At 32.2% G+C, this 21,845-nt stretch carries 18 protein-coding genes; 2 read left to right on the top strand and 16 right to left on the bottom strand.

The window, feature by feature from the left end:
• Window positions 1–29 precede the first annotated feature (29 nt).
• The 16 genes from L1S47_RS15295 to msrB form a co-directional block, all read right to left on the bottom strand.
• Window positions 30–155, bottom strand: a complete 126-nt coding sequence (locus L1S47_RS15295) for a FeoB-associated Cys-rich membrane protein (protein WP_238884367.1) — start codon at window positions 153–155, stop codon at window positions 30–32.
• 158 nt (window positions 156–313) lie between these two features.
• Window positions 314–469 (bottom strand): hypothetical protein, encoded by a 156-nt coding sequence (locus tag L1S47_RS15290; protein ID WP_238884365.1) that lies wholly within the window; start codon window positions 467–469, stop codon window positions 314–316.
• Window positions 470–557: 88 nt separating this feature from the next.
• Complete coding sequence (glmS, locus tag L1S47_RS15285) at window positions 558–2,384, bottom strand: glutamine--fructose-6-phosphate transaminase (isomerizing) (RefSeq protein WP_238884364.1); 1,827 nt, start codon at window positions 2,382–2,384, stop codon at window positions 558–560.
• A gap of 601 nt (window positions 2,385–2,985) precedes the next feature.
• Window positions 2,986–4,146 carry a mannitol-1-phosphate 5-dehydrogenase gene (locus L1S47_RS15280; RefSeq protein WP_238884362.1) on the bottom strand — a complete coding sequence of 387 codons (1,161 nt, stop codon included), beginning with the start codon at window positions 4,144–4,146 and terminating at the stop codon, window positions 2,986–2,988.
• Between the two features lies 1 nt (window position 4,147).
• Window positions 4,148–4,591, bottom strand: a complete 444-nt coding sequence (locus tag L1S47_RS15275) for a PTS sugar transporter subunit IIA (protein WP_238884360.1) — start codon at window positions 4,589–4,591, stop codon at window positions 4,148–4,150.
• Window positions 4,592–6,646: a BglG family transcription antiterminator gene (locus L1S47_RS15270; protein ID WP_238884359.1), complete on the bottom strand. Its 2,055-nt coding sequence runs from the start codon at window positions 6,644–6,646 to the stop codon at window positions 4,592–4,594.
• A 38-nt stretch (window positions 6,647–6,684) separates the two neighbouring features.
• Window positions 6,685–8,088, bottom strand: coding sequence for a PTS mannitol transporter subunit IICB (locus tag L1S47_RS15265; RefSeq protein WP_202769295.1), 1,404 nt, complete (start codon window positions 8,086–8,088; stop codon window positions 6,685–6,687).
• Window positions 8,089–8,526: 438 nt separating this feature from the next.
• Window positions 8,527–9,534, bottom strand: coding sequence for a ketol-acid reductoisomerase (gene ilvC / locus L1S47_RS15260; RefSeq protein WP_202769298.1), 1,008 nt, complete (start codon window positions 9,532–9,534; stop codon window positions 8,527–8,529).
• A gap of 19 nt (window positions 9,535–9,553) precedes the next feature.
• Window positions 9,554–11,224: a biosynthetic-type acetolactate synthase large subunit gene (gene ilvB / locus L1S47_RS15255; RefSeq protein ID WP_238884358.1), complete on the bottom strand. Its 1,671-nt coding sequence runs from the start codon at window positions 11,222–11,224 to the stop codon at window positions 9,554–9,556.
• Window positions 11,225–11,264: 40 nt separating this feature from the next.
• A complete protein-coding gene (ilvD, locus tag L1S47_RS15250; RefSeq protein ID WP_238884357.1) occupies window positions 11,265–12,923 on the bottom strand; it encodes a dihydroxy-acid dehydratase in 1,659 nt (552 codons plus the stop codon).
• An 8-nt stretch (window positions 12,924–12,931) separates the two neighbouring features.
• Window positions 12,932–14,014 carry a 3-isopropylmalate dehydrogenase gene (gene leuB, locus L1S47_RS15245; protein WP_238884356.1) on the bottom strand — a complete coding sequence of 361 codons (1,083 nt, stop codon included), beginning with the start codon at window positions 14,012–14,014 and terminating at the stop codon, window positions 12,932–12,934.
• A 26-nt stretch (window positions 14,015–14,040) separates the two neighbouring features.
• Window positions 14,041–14,529 (bottom strand): 3-isopropylmalate dehydratase small subunit, encoded by a 489-nt coding sequence (gene leuD, locus L1S47_RS15240; protein WP_238884355.1) that lies wholly within the window; start codon window positions 14,527–14,529, stop codon window positions 14,041–14,043.
• 13 nt (window positions 14,530–14,542) lie between these two features.
• Window positions 14,543–15,805 carry a 3-isopropylmalate dehydratase large subunit gene (leuC, locus tag L1S47_RS15235; RefSeq protein ID WP_238884354.1) on the bottom strand — a complete coding sequence of 421 codons (1,263 nt, stop codon included), beginning with the start codon at window positions 15,803–15,805 and terminating at the stop codon, window positions 14,543–14,545.
• A 15-nt stretch (window positions 15,806–15,820) separates the two neighbouring features.
• Window positions 15,821–17,413 (bottom strand): citramalate synthase, encoded by a 1,593-nt coding sequence (gene cimA, locus L1S47_RS15230; protein WP_238884353.1) that lies wholly within the window; start codon window positions 17,411–17,413, stop codon window positions 15,821–15,823.
• Window positions 17,414–17,449: 36 nt separating this feature from the next.
• Entirely contained in the window at window positions 17,450–17,965 is a 516-nt protein-coding gene (gene ilvN, locus L1S47_RS15225; RefSeq protein WP_238884352.1) for an acetolactate synthase small subunit, read from the bottom strand.
• 544 nt (window positions 17,966–18,509) lie between these two features.
• The gene (gene msrB, locus L1S47_RS15220) at window positions 18,510–18,965 is read right to left on the bottom strand and encodes a peptide-methionine (R)-S-oxide reductase MsrB (protein WP_238884351.1); all 456 of its coding nucleotides are present in this window, start codon (window positions 18,963–18,965) and stop codon (window positions 18,510–18,512) included.
• A gap of 97 nt (window positions 18,966–19,062) precedes the next feature.
• Between msrB and L1S47_RS15215 the strand changes: the two genes are divergently transcribed.
• Both L1S47_RS15215 and L1S47_RS15210 read left to right on the top strand, forming a co-directional pair.
• Window positions 19,063–20,586, top strand: a complete 1,524-nt coding sequence (locus L1S47_RS15215; protein ID WP_238884350.1) for a spore germination protein — start codon at window positions 19,063–19,065, stop codon at window positions 20,584–20,586.
• A gap of 41 nt (window positions 20,587–20,627) precedes the next feature.
• Window positions 20,628–21,821, top strand: coding sequence for a Ger(x)C family spore germination protein (locus L1S47_RS15210; RefSeq protein WP_238884349.1), 1,194 nt, complete (start codon window positions 20,628–20,630; stop codon window positions 21,819–21,821).
• Window positions 21,822–21,845 lie beyond the last annotated feature (24 nt).

Here is a 21,845-nt window from a genome sequence, read left to right as displayed (position 1 = left end):
TAGTAACTGGGTTAGCTTTTATTTCTTTACTATTTTTTTATTGCTTTTGATTCTTTACATCCACCACAACCGCAAGATTTCTTTTTAAACTTATTATATATTGTAAATATTGCAAAAGCTAATATTCCTACTGTAATTAATATTTGAATAACCATTTATATCATCCCTTCTTTATTCTTATGTTTATATCCCATATTACTATAGTTTTATGAAGAAAAAATGAAGGCGTTAACTTCAATATATTTTGAAATGTTACTAAAAAACCACATACTCTCAACATCATGAGAATATGTGGTTTAATTTTATCATTTATTTAATTTACTAACTTTTCAAGATCAGCTATTATCACATTAACTTTTTCAAGCTTTCCTATAGCATAATCTTTATCTCTTAGCCATTCGATACCCATTTCTAAGCATCTTTTTTCTTCTTTGTACTCAGCTAATAATTTTACTAATTCATTATTCATAAACTCACCCCATATGAACATTTAACCCTTGAATTAACTTACCATAATTTACTCGATAAAAATTATAGTTTCTTGTGTTTAGCTAATATTATTCAACTGTTACTGATTTTGCTAAGTTTCTTGGCTTATCAACATCGCAGCCTTTTCTTACTGCTGTATAGTAAGCTAATATTTGAAGTGGAACTACTGAATATACTGGTGCAAGTATTGGCATAACTCTTGGGATATAAACTGTTTCATCTACAGTCTTCTCAATGTCTGGATGTCCTTCCATTGCTATTCCTAATACATTTGCTCCTCTAGTTTTAACTTCTCTTATATTACTTACCATCTTATCAAATATATCTTCTTGAGTTGCAAGAGCTATAACTGTGATTCCTTCTTCAATTAAAGCTATAGTTCCGTGCTTTAACTCTCCACCTGGATAAGCTTCTGAGTGGATATATGATATTTCTTTTAGTTTTAATGATCCTTCTAATGCTACTGCATAGTCTAGACCTCTACCTAAATAGTAAACATCCTTTTCCTTATATACTTTATCAACGAATGTCTTTATCTTTTCGATATCGCTTAATATTTCAGCAACACCTTCTGAAAGATCTAGTAATCCGTCTTTTATTTTGTTAATTTCAGTTTCTCTTATAGTATTCTTAACTTCAGCCATATATAAAGCTATTATATATAATGCTATTAACATAGTTATATATGCTTTTGTTGATGCAACTGCGATTTCTGGACCAGCCCATGTATAGAATACATCATCAGCTTCTCTTGAAATTGAGCTACCTACAACATTAGTTATAGCTATTATTCTAGCTCCCTTATCCTTAGCTAGTCTTAATGCTGCTAAAGTATCAGCTGTTTCTCCTGATTGGCTTATGCAGATCATTAATGTTTTATCAGTTATAAGTGGATTTCTGTATCTGAATTCAGATGCATAATCTATTTCTACTGGTATTTTAGCTAATCTTTCGATTACATATTTTCCAACAACACCTGAGTGATATGCTGTACCACATGCAATTATATAAACCTTGTCAAATCCTTCGATTTGCTCTTTAGTTAAGTGAATACCATCAATTTTAATCTTTTCACCTTTAACTATTCTTGAAGTTAAAGTATCTTTTATAGCTTTTGGTTGTTCATAAATTTCCTTTAACATGAAGTGCTCATATCCGCCTTTTTCAGCAGCATCTATATCCCATGTTACATGGAAAATTTGTTTATCAACCTTATTTTTATTTTCATCATAAATTGTTATTCCATCATTAGTCATAACAACAAATTCTTTATCTTCTAATAAATAAACGTCTCTTGTTTGACCTAATACAGCAGGAATATCTGAAGCTATAAAGCTTTCATTTTCTCCAACACCTATAACAAGTGGACTGTCTTTTCTTACAGCAACAATTTTACCTGGATCTTTTTCTGATATTACGCCTAATGCATAACTACCTTCCATCTTCTTAGTTGCTTTCATAACAGCATCTTCAAGATTTCCTTCAAAATAGTAATCTACTAAATGAGGTATAACTTCTGTATCTGTCTCTGATACAAATTTATATCCTTTAGCCATTAGCATTTCTCTTAAAACTATATAGTTCTCAATTATACCATTGTGAACTACTGCTATACTTTCATCTTCATTGCAATGAGGATGTGAGTTTACATCTGAAGGTTCTCCATGAGTTGCCCATCTTGTATGACCTATTCCTATACTGCTTGTAAAGTCACTACTTTGAACTCTTTCCTTAAGGTTTGATAGTCTACCTCTACATTTTTCTACCTTGATATCATCATTCTCTAAAACAGCTATTCCTGATGAATCATAACCTCTGTACTCAAGTTTACCTAACCCCTCAATTAAAATCGGAGTTGCTTTCTTTGGTCCTAAATATCCTACTATTCCACACATAAATAATTCTTCCTTTCATACTAACTATTTTTAACCATAATTATATGAAATATTCTATAGGTGGAAGGCTTTTTAGTAGATGAACCACTACATAAAACCTAAAAACCTCTCCGAAAATTTTATTTTTTCAGCAAGTTACCATATTAAGTTTTTTGTGCGGCTCTTCTCAGAATTTTATTATTAAAAAAGCTTGTACTTTTAAAAAGGCAAAACTCTGGGAAGCTTTAAACCCTCTGTTTAAAACCTCCTAGTACCTAGCTGGATTTGTTCTAAGAATCACTTCTTAGGTTTGCCAGCTTTTAACGGTAGTACTTATACCGTGGGGCACCCGCTGAATTTTCGATACTCCCCAACCTCGTCAAGTTAAATACTTAAATACCGATCTGATGTATTTAACCTCTAGCGCTTAATATTAAATTATTAACTAACTTCCCTCCTTCTTTTTCTATTTTTCTATAATTATGGTTTTTGTTCAAGCCTCCACAATTCAATATATTATACTATATAATATTTCATGTCAAACTATTTGTTACTTTATTAACTTTTAAATAATAATAGGGTTAAAAATCCTATTATGGATTCTTAACCCTAGTTATAAACTCTATTTTGTAAATGAAGCTTTTACTTCTTCATACTTACTTACTATAGCATCTACTAATGGGCTATCTATATCTAAGCTTGTTATATCTGCAACTGCTTTTTTAATTCCATTAGCTTTAATATTTGATTGCACTTCTTGAGATTTTTCATCTTCAGCATAATCAAATAGTAAACCTGCAGCTATACCTGTTAATATGTTTTCTCTTTCGATATTAAGCTCATAGCAAAGTCTTAATGGAGTTATTAATCTATCATTTCCAGATAACTTTCTTATTGGGTCACGTCCAACACGGAAAACTTCATCTTTTAGATATGTGTTTTCAAATCTACCTATTAATTTTTTAGAATAAGCAGTTAAAGCCTCAATATCTATTTTGTGTTTTTCGCTTAAAGCTTTTACAGCTTCAGCATGGAACCCAACTATAACGTTCTTAATTGCTTCATCTTGAATTGCTTCATGGATGTATTTGTATCCTTTTAGGTCTCCTAAATAAGCAGTGGTAGCATGTGCTCCATTTAAAAGGAATAACTTTCTTTCAAGGTATGGTCCTAGATTATCTACATATTCAGCACCATTTACATTTCCATTTACTTTAACCTTATTCTTTTCTATATCCCATTCATAGAAATCTTCTACAGCAACATCTATTGGAAGTTCTTTTTCAATATCTACATTAGGTACAATTCTATCAACTGCACTATTAGGGAATCCAACATATTTGTCTAGGTTTGCTTTAAGTTCGTCACTAGCACCTTCTAATATTCCATCTTTTAGAATATCTGTAGCCATTAATGCATTTTCACATGCAATAATATCTAATTCTTTTTTATTAGTTTCAAATCTCTTTTCTAAAAGTGTCTTTAGTAATCCACCAGTGCTCTTTAAATTGTTCGCACCTATAGAAGTAGTTATTAAATCTGCTTCTTTAACTACCGCTTCAAGACCAGCCATATCATGTAAATGAACAGCTTTTACGCCTTCTATTTTTTCTTTATTTTCAGAAGTACTTAATGTTATTACTGTGTATTTTTTATATTCATTAATTGCATTTACTAAAAAATCTGATATATCTACAAAAGTTACTTCGTAGCCTGATTTTGATAATAAATAACCAATAAAGCCTCTTCCAATATTTCCAGCTCCAAAATGAACAGCTTTCATACTACATTTCACCTTCTTCTTCTATGATTCTCATTATTTCAGCTTCAGTTTTTGCATCAATTAACTTTTGAACATTTTCTTCATATTGTACAGTTAATGCAATTTGAGAAAGGAAAGCCATATGATCGTCTCCTTTTCCTGCTATACCTATAACTATATATGCGATGTTTCCTTCACCAAAATCAACTCCGCCAGGATATTGTAATATAACTATACCTGAATCTAATATTTGTTTTTTGTATTCATTCATTCCATGTGGAATTGCTACTCCATTTCCCATGTATGTTGTAACTTCATTTTCTCTAGCTTTCATGCCTTCGATATAATTTTCATTAACATATCCTCTTGAAACTAGTAACCTTCCTGCTCTTTCTATAGCCTCAAATTTAGATTCTGAAGAGAGATTAAGCATAATATTTTCTTCAACTAAAACACCCTTATTCATTCAATTGTCCTCCTCTTTATTTACAATATTAATTAAATTATTTCTAATATCAGTTATACTACCTATTTTTAATGTTTCAACAAATTCTTTTTGCTCTATTAATGAAACACTAATTTTTCCTAAAAGTTGTAAGATGTAATTACTTTCATTTTGCCTTGCAAGTAAGACCAAAAAAGTTCCTACTTCTTCTGTTGAAAAACCAATACTTGACATACGAATTGGCTCCTCAACTCTGTATACCCCTACAAAAGGAGTAACCATTTCATCACATCTTGTATGAATTAAAGCTATTCCGCTTCCTGGAACAACTACATTACCTTTTTCTTCTCTTTTAAGTATACCATTTATAATTGCATTTTTATCACTAGTTAAATCAATCTCATATATATCTTCTACAATAAAATTTATCAAATCTGCAAAAGAATCAACTTTTGTTTTTTTCAATTGAAAATTCTTAAGAATTGTATTGGCCAATTCATATTCAGAATTTGTAACCTCATCATCATCTAAAGAACTTGGTAATTGCACAAGTTTAACTTGATTATCAAGCTTGAAGTCAAAAATAAAACTATTAACCTTCTCTATGTTTTCTTTTGTCATAAAAGGTGATACCACAATTACTCTATTCTTTATGCTTAAATTAATTGGAACGGTAGATAAAATTAAGTCAAAACTTTCCTCTTCAAGTCTTCTACTAACATCATTTATAGCTGTAATAGCCAAAGTTCCTATATCCGGGAAAAGCGCTTGTATTTTATTACATAAGATTCTTGCAGTTGCAATCCCTCCAGGGCATACTACCATAGTTTTTATTTTTCTTAAAAATGCCTGTTGCCTTTGCAATGCTACGTCTATATGCATTGTTATATAGCCAACTTCTTCTAAAGGTATTTTCAAATTATATCTAGAGAATATCAATTTACATTTATTATTGATAACCTTAAATAAATCTGTATAATGTTCCTTTATTTCACTTATAAGTGGATTTATAACAACTAGTCCCAAGTTTAACATATAAAACGTTTGTTTTAAATGTTGTGACAGATCTCTTATTAATTGGATATCATTCATTAAATCTACTTGTATTTTTTTTGATACCTCTGTCACTAATTCTAAAGCTAAATCCTCATAATTTATATCTGATTGCGTGAAATTTCCATTACTATTTAGGAAATAATTATATTCACTTAAATACAATGATAAATAAACTAACTCATCCTCAGGTAAGTTAATATTATTTTCAATTAAAGTTTCATTTATGTTTTTTAATTTTTCATATACGTCTAAAGATTGTATTTCTTTTTTTATCTTTTCTGGCAGTTCTATATTATCGCCATTTTCAGTCTTCTTAATTGATAAAAGAATTTGAATAAAAAGACTAAAATATTTTACATCATTAACCTTAATATAACTGAATTTTGATTCTTGAAATGTTTCTCTAACTAAATTTATTATTTTTGTTCCAAAAATAATCTCAAAAAATGCTTTTACTGTTTGGTCTACTTTTTCTTCATATAGTATTGGTAATAGATCTTCATATGGCTTAAGCTCAAATAGAAGTTCTACTAGCGCAATTCTTTTATTCCATTCTGACCCTTCAATACTAATACCATGACTTCTTTTTCTAATTAAGCATAAATTTTTAGTAAGTACCATATTTTCGATACTATCTAGGTCAAGACTAATGCTGCCCATAACTACATTAAATTTATGACTAAAATACGAAGCCTTAATTGGTTCTTTAGTTACAAGCAATTCACAGGCAATTATTATTTGCCTTTGTTCTTTATTAAATAACCACTGCATAGGAACTTGATTTAAAGATTCTTTTATTTCCTCAATCTTATCCTTGTTACCTGACAAAGATAAATTCATATCCTCATCATTAAAAATATTTACGCTATATTTCTTTAAGCTTTTGTTTATTGAAGAAATTTCTCTTAATATAGTTCTAGTGCTTATATTTAATTGTTTATGAAGGCCCTTTATATTAAAGGGGCCTTCATTTAAAACTTTATTCAATATAAATTGCTGTCTAGGGGTGAAATTATTCATTTATACTCACCTAGCCTATAATTTATTTTTTCTAATTATTACTTTAATTGATTTACAAATTCGTCGTATTTTGTACGATCTAAGAAATTCTTAACTGTTATGATTTTATCAGTTTTAGCTGATTTTCTAGCTCTTTCAGCTAAGTTTTCTTGTGTAAATACTACATCAGCATCTGCTGGTATAGCATCAACTGGAGTGTGTTTAACATCAATACCACTTATTCCAGCATCTTTTAATGCTTTCTTAAGTATTGATTCTCCCATAGCTGAAGATCCCATTCCAGCATCACAAGCAAATACGATTAATTTGATTCCAGCTTTTGAAACTGAAGGAACGCTTTGTCCTTTACTTTCAGCTTTCATTTCTTTAACTTTGCTTTGTGCTTCTTCTAAATCTTCTCCGCCTTCTGGATCTCTCTTAATTATAACTGCTGCTATTAAGAATGATACTACAGTACCAACAAGTACCCCTGCAAGAACTGGTAATAATCCACCCTTAGGAGACATTGCTATAAGTGATATTATACTTCCTGGTGAAGGTGCTGATACAAGTCCTGCATGAGTTATTACGAATGTTAAATCTGCAGTTATTCCACCACCGATTACAGCTAATAATAAAGCTGGTTTCATTAATACATATGGGAAATAAATTTCATGTATTCCACCTAAGAAGTGAATGATGATTGCTCCTGGTGCTGATTGTTTAGCCATTCCTTTACTATATAGCATATAAGCTAAAAGTATTCCAAGTCCTGGACCTGGGTTTGGTTCTAATAAGAAGAATATTGACTTACCAACATCATGTGCTTGTTGAATTCCTAAAGGAGATAATACTCCGTGATTAATTGCATTGTTTAAGAATAAGATTTTAGCTGGTTCAACAACTATTGCTATTAAAGGAAGTAATCCTTTATCAGTAATTGCTTGTGCAGCGCTACCTAATCCTGTTGAGATACCTGCAACGATTGGTTCGATATAAGTAAATGCGAATAATGAAAGTCCGCCACCTAGGATACCTGCTGAGAAGTTATTAACTAACATTTCAAATCCTGTTGGGATTTTTCCATCTACTAGTTTGTCAAACTTCTTGATTAACCATCCACCAAGTGGTCCCATTATCATAGCTCCCATGAACATTGGGATAGATGCTCCAACTACGATACCCATAGTTGCGATAGCACCAACTACTCCTCCTCTAGTATCGTATACTAGTTTACCACCTTGATAACCTATAAGCAATGGTAGTAAGTAAGTGATCATTGGTCCAACTAATTTAGCCCAATATGCATTTGGTGTCCAACCTGTTGGTATAAATAATGCAGTGATAAGACCCCAAGCGATGAATGCTCCAATGTTTGGTAACACCATGCTACTTAAAAAACTACCAAATCTTTGAACTTTGCCTTTAAATGTAGAATTGTTTGAAGTATTAAGATTTTCCATTATGAGACCTCCTATAAATTTTTTAAATAATAATTATTTATTACACTTATTATATTAATTTATATCGTTTTCACTTTCAATTTAAACAATTTCAATTCTGTGATACGTTTTCAATGACAATTTTAAAATTACAATAAATCCTTGAAAAAATCAAGACTTGAAGGTCTGCATGTGTACTTTATTTCCAAAATAAAAAGTTCAAAAAAAGGTTGCTTTTTGAATTTTAGTACAAAACCTATGGATCTTTTGCTTTTATTATGTTCAAATTTGATGAAAATATTATATATATATTTATATGTAGCTTTACATAAAATAAAAGACCTAATAATAGGTCTTTTATACTTAAGTATTAATTTATAAAAAAGCCTAGAGATTCTATATATCTTTTGGCGAAAGATTAGGGAGAAATTCCTATAATCTCTAGGCTAATTCAGCATTTTATTGTTCTAATTTCTTTTCATTTATCCAAGACATCATTCCTCTAAGTTCTTGTCCAACTTTTTCGATTTGATGCTCACTATTTATTCTTCTTGTTGCATTGAAGTTAGGTCTTCCTACTTGGTTTTCTAATAACCAGTTCTTTGCAAAGGTACCATCTTGAATTTCATGAAGAACCTTTTCCATTTCTTTTTTAGTTTCAGATGTTATAATTCTCTTACCTACTTGGTAATCTCCATATTCTGCTGTATCACTAATAGAGTATCTCATTAAGCTCATTCCACCTTGATACATTAAATCTACAATAAGTTTCATTTCATGTAAGCATTCAAAATAAGCATTTTCTGGTGCATATCCTGCTTCAACTAGTACTTCAAAACCAGTTTTTATAAGTTCACTAACTCCACCACATAAAACTGCTTGTTCTCCGAATAAATCTGTTTCTGTTTCATCTCTAAATGTAGTTTCTAAAACCCCAGCTCTAGCTCCCCCTATACCATTAGTATAAGCTAATGCTAAATCCTTTGCTCTTCCTGTATAATCTTGATGTATAGCAATTAAGCATGGTACTCCTGAGCCTTCAGTATAAGTTCTTCTAACCATATGTCCTGGTCCTTTTGGTGCTACCATAAATACATCTACGTTAGCTGGTGGCACTATTTGACCAAAATGAATATTAAATCCATGGGCAAATACTAAAGCCTTTCCTTCTGTTAAATTCGGAGCTACTTTTTCATTATATAGTTTAGCTTGCTTTTCATCTGGAATTAATATCATGATAACATCTGATGTTTTAACTGCTTCTGCTGTATCTAAAACTTTCAAGCCTGCTGCTTCAGCTTTTTCCCATGATTTACTTCCTTCATATAATCCAACTACTACATCTACTCCACTTTCATGAAGATTTAATGAATGTGCATGCCCCTGGCTACCATAACCGATAACTGCTACTCTTTTTCCTTTTAATAATTCAAGATTTGTGTCCTTTTCATAATACATTTTTGCCATTTTTAGTTCCCCCTCTTATTTATACATCTTCTTCATAGATTATTTGATTTATAAGTGCTCCTGGTGCTACCATAGGGAACACTTTCTTATCTTCATGTACTCTATAATCTATAACTATAGGTACAGAAGAGTTAAAAGCTTCTTTTAATGCTGGTTCTAGTTGTTCTCTTCGTTCAACTAAGAATCCTTTTCCACCGTAGGCTTCTACTAGCTTGACAAAGTTTGTTCCTCTATTAATTGAAGTATGAGAATATCTCTCTTCATAGAAAAAGTTTTGCCATTGCCTTACCATACCTAAGGCATTGTTATTTACTATTATTGTAACGACAGGTGCCTTTTGAGCATAGGAAGTTGCTAATTCGTTGCAGTTCATAGCAAAGCTACCATCTCCTGCAATATTAATAACTAATTTATCTGGATTAGCTACCTTACAGCCAATAGCGGCTCCAAGTCCAAATCCCATAGTTCCTAATCCACCAGAAGTTATAAACCTTCTTGGTTCTATATGCTTATAGAATTGAGATGCCCACATTTGATGTTGACCAACTTCTGTTGTTACAATAGCTTCCCCATCTGTAAGTTCATTGATTTTACTAAATAAGAATTCAGGTGTTAATTCATCAGTTTCTTTACTTCTGCCTCTACCCTCTTCCTTATATGCGTTCATCTTATTAATCCATTCCTTATTATCTTTTTTATTAAGCAGCGGAATTAGCTTTCTCAAGCTTTCTTTTATATCCCCAATTAAGCTTGCATCTACTTTTACATTTTTATTAATTTCCGCTGGATCTATATCCAAATGAATAATTTTAGCCCCCTCAAGATTATCATTTGAACTAATAACTCTATCACTAAATCTTGCCCCTATAGCTATTAATAGATCACATTCCCAAGCACCCAAGTTTGAAGCCTTGGTACCATGCATCCCTATCATTCCTGTATATAATGGATGAGTTACTGGAAATCCACCCATACACATAAGTGATGCCGATGTTGGAGAATCTATTTTCTCAGCAAATGCTATTAATTCTTCTGATGCCCCCGAACTTATAACTCCTCCTCCTGCATATATAAATGGCCTTGAGGATTCGTTAATTAATTTTGAAACTTCTAATAAAGCTTCTTCTGTTATATGCTTATTGCTTCTTGTAACCTTAACAGGTTCCTTCTTAATATATACACCTTTTTGTGCTGTTATATCTTTTGGGATATCTACAAGCACAGGTCCTGGTCTTCCCTCTTGTGCAATTCTAAACGCTTCTCTTATAGTGTGAGCTAAATCATCAACATTCTTTACCATAAAATTATGTTTAGTAATTGGTAGAGTAATCCCTGTTATATCAACTTCTTGGAAACTATCCTTTCCAAGTAAAGGTCTTGTAACATTACCTGTTATAGCTACCATTGGGGTTGAGTCCATATATGCTGTAGCTATTCCAGTTACTAAATTTGTTGCCCCAGGTCCTGAAGTAGCTAAACAAACCCCAACCTTTCCAGTACTTCTTGCATATCCATCTGCAGCATGAGCAGCCCCTTGCTCATGACAGGTTAAGACATGTCGTATTTTATCTTTATACTTATAAAGTGCATCATATATATTAAGAACTGCCCCTCCTGGATAACCAAAAACAGTTTCCACTTCTTGTTCTAATAAACACTCTAATAGTATCTCTGACCCATTTAGTATCATATGCCCCCTCCTTTTATACTAAGTCCTAAGCAGTACAATTTTATTTAAATATAGCTCCTTGGCTAGCTGAACTAACTAATTTTGAATATCTACCTAAATATCCATCAGTAATTTTTGGTTCTGGTTCTTTCCAATCTTTTCTTCTTGATTCAAGCTCTTCATCTGAAACCTTAATTTCAAGCTTACCTTTTTCAATATCTATAGAGATAATATCTCCGTCTTTTATTAATGCAATATTTCCACCTACTGCAGCCTCTGGAGACACATGTCCTATTGATGCCCCTCTTGTTGCACCTGAGAATCTACCATCAGTAATCAGTGCTACTGATTTATCTAGTCCCATACCTGCAATTGCTGATGTTGGAGATAACATCTCTCTCATACCTGGTCCGCCTTTTGGACCTTCATATCTTATTATTATTACATCACCACTTTGTATTTTGCCTCCCCAGATTGCTGCTATTGCATCTTCCTCTGAGTCATAAACCTTGGCTGGCCCCTCATGTCTCATCATTTCTGGAAGTACAGCTGATTTCTTAACAACTGCCCCATCTACTGCTAGGTTTCCTCTTAGAACCTGTATTCCTCCAGTTTGACTATAAGGCTTTTCTATAGGCTTTATTACATCGTAGTTAATAACATGAGCTTCCTTAATATTTTCACCTAAAGTCTTAGTTGTGACTGTAATACAATCAAGATTTAGTAAATCCTTTTTAGAAAGTTCATTCATTACTGCTTGTATTCCACCAGCAAAATATAAGTCTTCTATATGATTCTCTCCTGCTGGAGCTAACTTACATAAGTTTGGAGTTTTTGAACTTACTTCATTTATAATATCTAAATTAAGCTCAATTTTAGCTTCATTTGCAATGGCTGTTAAATGTAAGACTGAATTAGTAGAACATCCTAATGCCATGTCAACAGTAAGAGCATTCTTTATAGTTTTTTCTGTTACTATATCTCTAGGCTTAATGTCCTTTTCAACTAATTTCATTATTGCCATGCCTGCATCCTTAGCCAATCTTATTCTATCTGAGTAAACAGCTGGTATTGTTCCATTACCAGGCAATCCTAATCCCAACACCTCTGTTAAACAGTTCATTGAGTTTGCTGTAAACATACCTGAGCAAGATCCGCAAGTTGGACATGCACTACTTTCCATCTCCAATAAATCTTCCTCTGATATTTTATTAGCATTATAAGCTCCAACTGCTTCAAACATTGTCGATAATGATATTGAACTACCTCTATATTTTCCTGCAAGCATAGGTCCACCTGAAACAACTACTGCTGGTATGTTTAATCTTAAAGCTGCCATAAGCATACCTGGAACTATTTTGTCACAGTTTGGTACAAGTACAAGTCCATCAAAGGAATGTGCCTTTACCATACATTCAATTGAATCCGCTATAAGTTCTCTTGTTGGCAATGAATATTTCATTCCTTCATGTCCCATTGATATACCATCACACACTCCTATGGTAGGAAATACAACTGGTGTTCCTCCTGCTAAAAGCACTCCACTTTTAGCTCCTTGAACTATTTTATCTAGGTGAACATGACCTGGAATTATATCATTTTGCGAAGTTACAATTCCAATCATAGGTCTTTTCATCTCTTCATCTGAAAATCCTGCTGCTCTTAATAGTGATCTATGGGGAGCTTTGTCTGCTCCTATCTTTATTCTATCGCTTCTCATAAAATAAATTACTTCCCTTCTTTTATATATTTAACCACTAGTTCCCCCATTTCCTTAGTACCAACCAATTTATTACCTTCACTCATTATGTCTCCAGTTCTATATCCCTCTTCTAGAACTTTTTCTACTGCTTTTTCTATTACTGTAGCTTCATTTAATAACCCAAAGGAATACTTAAGCATCATAGCGGCTGATAATATTGTAGCAAGTGGATTTGCTATTCCTTTTCCAGCAATATCAGGTGCTGACCCGTGAATAGGTTCATACATTCCGTTTGTACTTTCTCCTAAACTAGCAGATGGTAACATTCCAATTGAACCAGTAATCATTGAGGCTTCATCTGATAATATATCTCCAAAAATATTTGAAGTTACTATAACATCAAACTGTCTTGGATTTTTAACAAGCTGCATAGCAGCATTATCAACATATTGTCTATCTAATTCTACTTCTAGATAATCCTTGTGAACTTCATCCACTACTCTTCTCCATAGTCTTGAACTTTCAAGTATATTTGCTTTATCAACTAGTGTAACTTTTTTCTTCCTTTTCATTGCAGTTTCAAATGCTATCTTTGCTATTCTTTTAATTTCTGAAGTACTATACTTTTCTGTATCTGATGCTGTTTCTTCATCTCCATTTTTAACTAGGCTTCTTTCCCCAAAATATATTCCACCAGTTAATTCTCTAACTACACAAATATCTATTCCATCCCCAATTATTGAATCTTTAAGTGGTGATGCATCTCTTAATGCTGAATGAAGCACTGCTGGTCTTAAATTGCAATAAAGTCCTAAGCCACTTCTTAATCCTAATAATGCTTGTTCTGGTCTTATCTTTGCAGTAGGATCATCCCATTTTGGACCTCCAACTGCCCCTAGTAAAACTGAATCACTATTTCTACATATCTCTAAGGTTTCTTCTGGTAGAGGTGTCCCCTTCTCATCTATAGCTATTCCTCCAGCTAATACATACTCATAGTTAAACTTATGAGAGTACTTTTCTCCTACTAGGTTTAAAACTTTTATAGTTTCATCTATAACCTCTGGTCCGATTCCATCCCCTGGTATTACTGCAATTTTATATTCCATAATTAACCCCCTATTTATTTAACACCTTAGTTTTTATTCTTTATATATTCAACTAGTCCGTTACTATTAATTATCTTTTGCATAAACTCTGGGAAAGGCTCTCCTTGGAATTCCTTACCTGAAGTTAAATTCTTTATGATTCCAGTATTAAAATCTACTTCTACTTGATCTCCAGCGTTTATGTTTTCAACTGCTTCTGGACATTCAAGTATTGGCAAACCAATGTTTATAGCATTTCTATAAAATATTCTTGCAAAAGTTTTAGCTATTACACAGCTTACCCCACTTTCCTTTATTGAAATTGGTGCATGTTCTCTTGAAGAGCCGCATCCAAAATTCTTATCTGCAACAATTATATCCCCAACTTGAACTTTACTTGCAAATGTATCATCTATATCTTCCATACAGTGAGCTGCAAGCTCCTTTGGATCTGATGTATTTAAATATCTAGCCGGTATTATTACATCTGTATCAACATTATCTCCATATCTGAAAACTTTTCCGTTAGCGTTCATATTCCTTTACCCCCTATGCTACATCTTCTGGATTTGTTATTTTACCAGTTATTGCTGAAGCTGCTGCTACAGCTGGACTTGCTAAATATACTTCTGATTGCGTATGCCCCATTCTACCAACAAAGTTTCTGTTAGTAGTTGATACACATCTTTCCTTCTTTGCTAATATACCCATATGTCCACCTAAACATGGTCCACAAGTTGGAGTAGAGAAAATCGCTCCAGCTTCTATAAAGGTTTTAACTAGTCCTTCTTCCATAGCTTGAAGATAAATCTTCTGAGATCCAGGAATGATTATTGCTCTAACATACTTAGCTACTTTCTTTCCTTTTAATATTTCAGCAGCCACTCTCAAATCTTCTATTCTTCCATTAGTACAAGATCCTATAACTACTTGATCTATTTTTACATCTCCTACTTCGTCAATTGTCTTAGTATTTTCAGGTAGATGTGGGAAAGCAACTGTAGGTCTTAAAGTACTTAAGTCAATTTCAATTACTTCATCATATTCAGCATCAGCATCTGCTTCATATACTTTATACTCTCTAGTTGAATGTTCTTTTAAATATGCTACCGTTTTATCATCTACTGGGAAAATACCATTTTTTGCTCCAGCTTCTATAGCCATATTAGCCATAGTTAGTCTTTCATCCATTGATAAATATTTAAGTCCCTCTCCAACAAACTCCATTGATTTATATAAAGCTCCATCAACACCTATCTTACCGATAATGTGTAGAATTACATCTTTACCACTAACCCATTTTGAAGGTTTATTTTTAAGCACAAACTTAATTGCAGAAGGTACCTTAAACCAACACTTTCCTGTAGCCATTCCAGCTGCCATGTCTGTTGAGCCAATTCCTGTTGAAAATGCTCCCAATGCTCCATAAGTACAAGTGTGCGAATCTGCCCCAATTACTACATCACCTGCAACAGCTAAACCTTTTTCAGGAATGATAACATGTTCTATTCCCATTTCCCCTATTTCAAAGAAATTAACTATTCCTTTATCCTGAGCAAATTCTCTTATCGTCTTAACTTGCTCAGCTGCCTTAATATCTTTATTTGGTGTAAAATGATCTGGTACAATTGCAATTTTTTCTTTATCGAAAACTTCATTAATACCTATTTTATTAAATTCTTTTACTGCTACTGGAGTCGTTATATCATTTCCTAAAACTAAATCCAGATTTACTTCAATTAATTGCCCCGCCTTTACTGATTCTAAACCTGCATGTGCTGCAAGGATTTTTTGTGTCATGGTCATCCCCATTTAAATCATTCCCCCTTAAAAATATGTTCTTACATTTCTTTCAATATCTTTTATTAGTTTATATTCAATGGAATCTACAAGGGCTATCCAGCTTGCCTCAATAATATCTCTAGATACTCCTACCGTAGTCCAATTTTCACTTCCATCTGAAGATTCAATAAGAACTCTTACCGATGCTTCTGTAGCTGTACCTTCATCAAGCACTCTAACCTTATAATCCACAAGTCTTATATACTTTAATTGAGGATAGAATACTTCTAGTGCTTTTCTTAGAGCCTTGTCCAATGCATTTACTGGCCCATCTCCTTCTGCTGCTGTCATTTCATCTCTTCCATCAACATTTACATTTATAACTGCTGTTGAAGTAAAATTTGCTTTTGAAGATGGATGCTCTCCTATTACTTTAAAATTATTCAATTGAAAGAATGGTTTGTATTTGCCTATTATCTTTCTTATTACTAGTTCTACTGTTCCTTCCGCTCCCTCAAACTGATATCCTTGGTGTTCTAATTCTTTTAGTTTATCTATAATTAATTGAACTTCCTTGCTATCCTTTGAGAAATTAGGAAATATCTTTTGGACTTCTTTTAGTATTGTACTTTTGCCACTTACTTCAGATACTAATATTCTTCTACTATTTCCTACTACTTCTGGATTTACATGCTCATAAGATTTTGGTTCTTTTACCACTGCATCTATATGCATACCACCCTTATGTGCAAAAGCTGCACTTCCAATATAAGGCGTATCATCTTTAAGTTGAATATTTGATATTTCTGAAAGCATCATAGCTGTAGATTTGAGACTTGATAACAATTCTTTTTGAATAACATCCTTATTAATCTTTAACATTAATGTAGGTATTATTGTGCTTAAGTTAGCATTTCCACACCTTTCACCAATTCCTAGGAATGTTCCTTGAATATGATTTGCTCCAGCTTCCACCCCAATAATTGAATTTGCCACAGCTACCCCAATATCGTTATGGCAATGTATTCCTATGTTATCACCTAATATTTCTTTTACTTCAGTTACAATATCAAATATTTCTTTTGGAGTTGTTCCTCCATTTGTATCACACAAGACTATTACATCTGCTCCTGCTGCTTTAGCAGTTTTCAGCGTCTCAATGGAGTATTGCTTATTGCTTTTATAACCATCAAAAAAATGTTCCCCATCAAAAATAACTTCTTTCTGATGCTTCTTTAGATATTCTATTGATTCTTTTATTAATTTAAGATTTTCATCTAAAGTTGTTTTTAAAATTTCTGTTACATGAAAATCTGAACTTTTCCCAAATATAGTTACTACTTCTGTTTTTGCTTCTAATAAATCTTGAAGATTCTTATCTTCCTCTACTGTTACTCCAATTCTTCTTGTACTGCCAAAGGCAACTAGCTTTGTTTTTTTGAGTCTTAACCCTTGAGCTCTTCTGAAAAAATCCATATCTTTAGGATTTGAACCTGGATTACCAGCTTCTACGTAATCAATTCCTAAGTCATCCAATGCCTTAACTATTTTTAGTTTATCCTCAACTGAAAATGATATGCCCTGCCCCTGAGCACCATCTCTTAAGGTTGAATCTAGAATAAATACTTTATTGCTCATGCTATTAACCTCTCTTACTTTTAATTCTTCATAAAATTATGCTTCGAAGTATTCCCCATGAGAGCTTATGTCCTTTTCCCCTCTTTCAAGAGCAGCAAGACCTGTTCTTACCATTTCCTTTATTCCATATTCCTCCATAAGCTTTATAAGTGCCACAACTTTGCTTTCATCACCAGTTAGTTCTATAGTTAAAGTTTCCATGGAAATGTCAATTACTTTGCATCTAAAGATTCTAACTATTTCATTAATAGCAGCTCTTTGAGTGGCATCAGCTTTAACTTTAATTAGGACTAATTCTCTATATACTGCGTCTTCCTGGTCAAGTTCTACCACTTGCTTTACATCTTCTAGCTTCCCCAGTTGCTTTTTTACTTGTTCTAATGTATCCCCATCTTCAAACATAGTTATTGTCATTCTTGAGAATTCTGGATTTTCAGTTCTTCCTACTGTTAGACTATCAATATTGTATCCTCTCCTTGAAAACAATCCAGCAACTCTGCTCAACACACCAGAATAATTTTTTACTACCACTGATAAGACATGCTTATCCATAAATGCCCCCCCTTTTTAATAAGTATTTTCATTATTAAAATCTATATTTGGATAAATAAAACCCACCCTTAATGATACAATCATAAGAGGTGGGAATATAAACATATCTTCCGCCTTAAATATAATATCACTCGGTTCTAACAAACCCTTGCTTTTAACGGGGCTTACCGGTAGTCGCCTACTTGTTACATCATTATAACTTTCAGGACTCTGCTCAGGAGTGATATTCATTTAGTAAAAGTATCGGCTCACAGCAACAACCGACTCTCTGAAACTTTCATCTCTAAATAAAGGTCTCCCTCGTAGCATTTATTTTTAAGGTCATATATTAACTTTTAAATTTCTTATTGTTGAAATTATTGTACATTTATATAATAATTTCGTCAATACTTTATAAATTTTTTATTATATTTTAAATATTTTTTGTTTATAATTAACATTTTCACAATTTAGTTTTGTTATATTAACAGTATCTAAATTTACAAATACTTTTATATTTTATAATATTTTTCTAAAATTTTATCATATAATTTGGGTTAAGTTTCTATAGTTTATTTTCAAATAATACTAAATATTCTCCGTATCCTTCCTCCTCTAATTTTTCTTTTGGTATAAATTTTAACGAAGCTGAATTAATGCAATATCTCATTCCTCCTAATTCCTTAGGTCCATCATTGAAAACATGGCCTAAATGCGAATCCCCTTCTTTACTTCTTACCTCTACTCTATGCATTCCATGACTAAAGTCTGCCTTCTCTTTTACAATTCCCTTCTCAATAGGCTTTGAAAATGCAGGCCACCCACATCCAGAATTATATTTATCTGTTGAGGAGAAAAGCGGTTCCCCTGTTACAATGTCAACATAAATACCTTCCCTAAAGAATTCATCGTATTCATTTTCAAAGGGTTTTTCAGTGGAATTTTCTTGAGTAACTGAATATTGAAGTGGAGTTAATATTTTTTCTAGTTCTTCCTTTGAGGGTTTAGTATACTTTCCCATAAAATCACCTACCAAATTTATTTATTAATATTATACCAATTAGCATAAAAATTTATCTAAATGAGAAACTTAATCTTAATAAAGGGAGGGTAAGTTCATGAAGCCATCTAAAAACACTTCTAAAAATAATCTACAAAATGATAAAAATTTTAGCGGAGATTTATCTCATGATTATAATGAATTTAAACAAATATTAAGTAACTGTTCAGATATTGTTTTTAGAGAATTTAAAATAAATAATTTATCTGATGCCCTAATTATCTATATAGATGAGTTCGTTAATGTGGAACAAATCGATATGAATATTCTTAAACCATTACTTAGCTATAACTTTAATAACCTAGATAAATCTTCAATTAATTCAAATGAGCTTAATGATTTTATAAGAAAACAAATAGTTTCAATTGGGGATGTTAATAAAATCAACTTTTTTCAAGATGCTGTAGATAATATCCTTACAGGTAATGCCATCCTTATGGTAGATGGACTTAAGGAAGCTATTTCATTAGATGTTAAGAAATATGAGAAAAGAAGCGTAACTGAACCAGTTATGGAACCTGTCGTTCGTGGCCCAAGAGATGGATTTACTGAGGACATAAAAACCAATTTACTTCTAGTTCGAAAAAGACTCAAAACACCTTCTTTAAAAATGGAAAAAATTCTAGTTGGAAGACTATCAAAAACAATCATATATGTAAGTTACTTAGATGGTATTGCTAGTGACTCTTTAGTAGAGGATATTAAATATAAATTAAATAAGATAGATATTGATGCCATACTTGAGAGTGGTTATATTGAAGAATTAATAGAAGACAACCATTTCTCTATTTTTTCTCAATTTGGCTATACTGAGCGTCCAGATAAACTTTGCAGCAGCCTACTTGAAGGACACGTTGGTATACTTATTGATAATACGCCTCTTGCTCTTATGGCACCTCAAACTCTCTTTGAAACCATGCAAACTAGTGAAGATTCTTATGAAAGGTATCTACCAAGTATTATGATTCGTTTTGTAAGATATATTTTTTTAGGTTTAGCTTTTTCCTTGCCTTCTTTTTATATTGCCTTACTAACTTTTCATCAAGGCATGATCCCTAAAAAATTATTATTCACCATATGGGCATCAAGAGAAAATGTTCCTTTTCCAGTACTTATTGAAGCTATAGTAATGGAAATATTTTTTGAGGGTTTGAGAGAAGCTGGACTTAGACTACCTAGTGGTACTGGTCAAACTGTAAGTGTTGTTGGTGCTTTAGTAATAGGCGATGCTGCCGTTAAAGCTGGAATAGTTTCTTCATCGATGGTTATCATTGTTTCCATAACAGGAATAGCCTCATTTATAATTCCTAGATATAATCTCTCTCTATCAGTTAGAGTTCTTAGGTTTTTTATGATGATACTTGCCGGTACCTTTGGACTATATGGAATGTTTATTGGTTTTCTTACTGTATTAATTCATATGGCAAAATTAAATTCTTTTGGTATACCTTATTTATCACCATTAGCACCACTAGACCTATCCGGCCTTAAAGATGTTGTGGTTAGAGTTCCTTGGCCTTTTATGAAAAAACGCCCCGAATATATAAATAAGAAAAATATTAGGCGCAAAAATAATCCTTAAAATTATGTATCTATACGTGCAAGTTTAGGAGTGAATATATTATGAGATACAAGAAAGTACTCTCCTTGTTTTTTATATTCTTGATGATATGTGCATCTCTAGTAGGTTGTTGGGATAAGAAAGAATTAGACCACCTCTTAATAGTTTCAGCTATAGCTCTTGATACTAATAAAGATGGAACAATTTCTCTTACACTTTTATCTTCAATACCTAGGCAACCAACTAGTAAAAGTGAAATTTCTAGTGGCCAAAATGATACTATTTTAGTTTCAGCTGAAGGAGAAAATATAATAGATGCTTATAGAAAAATAGAATTAAAATTATCTAGAGAAATTTTTTTATCACAGGCTGAATGCTTAATAGTTGGTGAATCTACTGCTAGCTCAGGGCTTTCTGATATACTTGATTTTTTTTCAAGAGATCAACAAGTTCCCTTAAAGACATATGTTTTATTTTCTAAGGGCAAGGCTTCTGATATCTTAGAGGTAAAATCTCCAATCGAGAATACCCCTTTTGAGGAAGTTGGGAAATTAGAAGACTTAAATTTAGCACTTAAAATGAGATATAAGGATATGTTATATGCAATAACTGAAGAAGGTGTCGAGGCCATAGCACCTATAATTCAAAGAATATCTTCTGTGGATTATAGCAGTTCAAAAAGCAAGTCTTTATTATCAATTCCAGGATCTGCATTATTTAAGGATGATAAATTAGCTGGATTTATAACTGATAGAGAAACTAGAGGTATTCTTTGGTTAAAAAATGAAATCAATAATGGAATGATAACCGCTAAAATTCCTAATGAAAAAGGTGGTGGATTAATATCTGGAAGAATAGAACGAGTTAAAACTAAAATAGATCCCATCTTAAAAGGTGATAATGTTGAATTTAATGTAAATATATTTGCAGACGCTACTATATATGAAAGTTCATCAAAATTAGATTTAAGCAGTCATTCAGCAATTGAATATGCTCAAAAAATGTATGCAAAAGAGATTACTGAAATGATTAATGAATCTTTAGAAAAAATACAAAAGCAATATAAATTAGACGTGGTAGGCTTTGGTGCAAAGGTCCATGGCAAATATCCCAAGCAATGGGATACTATTTTTAAAGATCACTGGAATAATGAATTTTCTAAATCAAAAATTATTATTAATTGTAATGTAAAGATCTTTTCAACAGGTTTTGATTCAAAATCAATTTTAAAAAAGGAGGAAGACCTTATAAAATAAATATTTAAGTCTTTAAGGAGAGTT

The sequence above is a fragment of the Clostridium sp. YIM B02551 genome (assembly GCF_022324735.1).
Lineage (GTDB): Bacteria > Bacillota > Clostridia > Clostridiales > Clostridiaceae > Clostridium_T > Clostridium_T paridis.
This window is presented reverse-complemented; position numbering and strand designations above follow the sequence as displayed.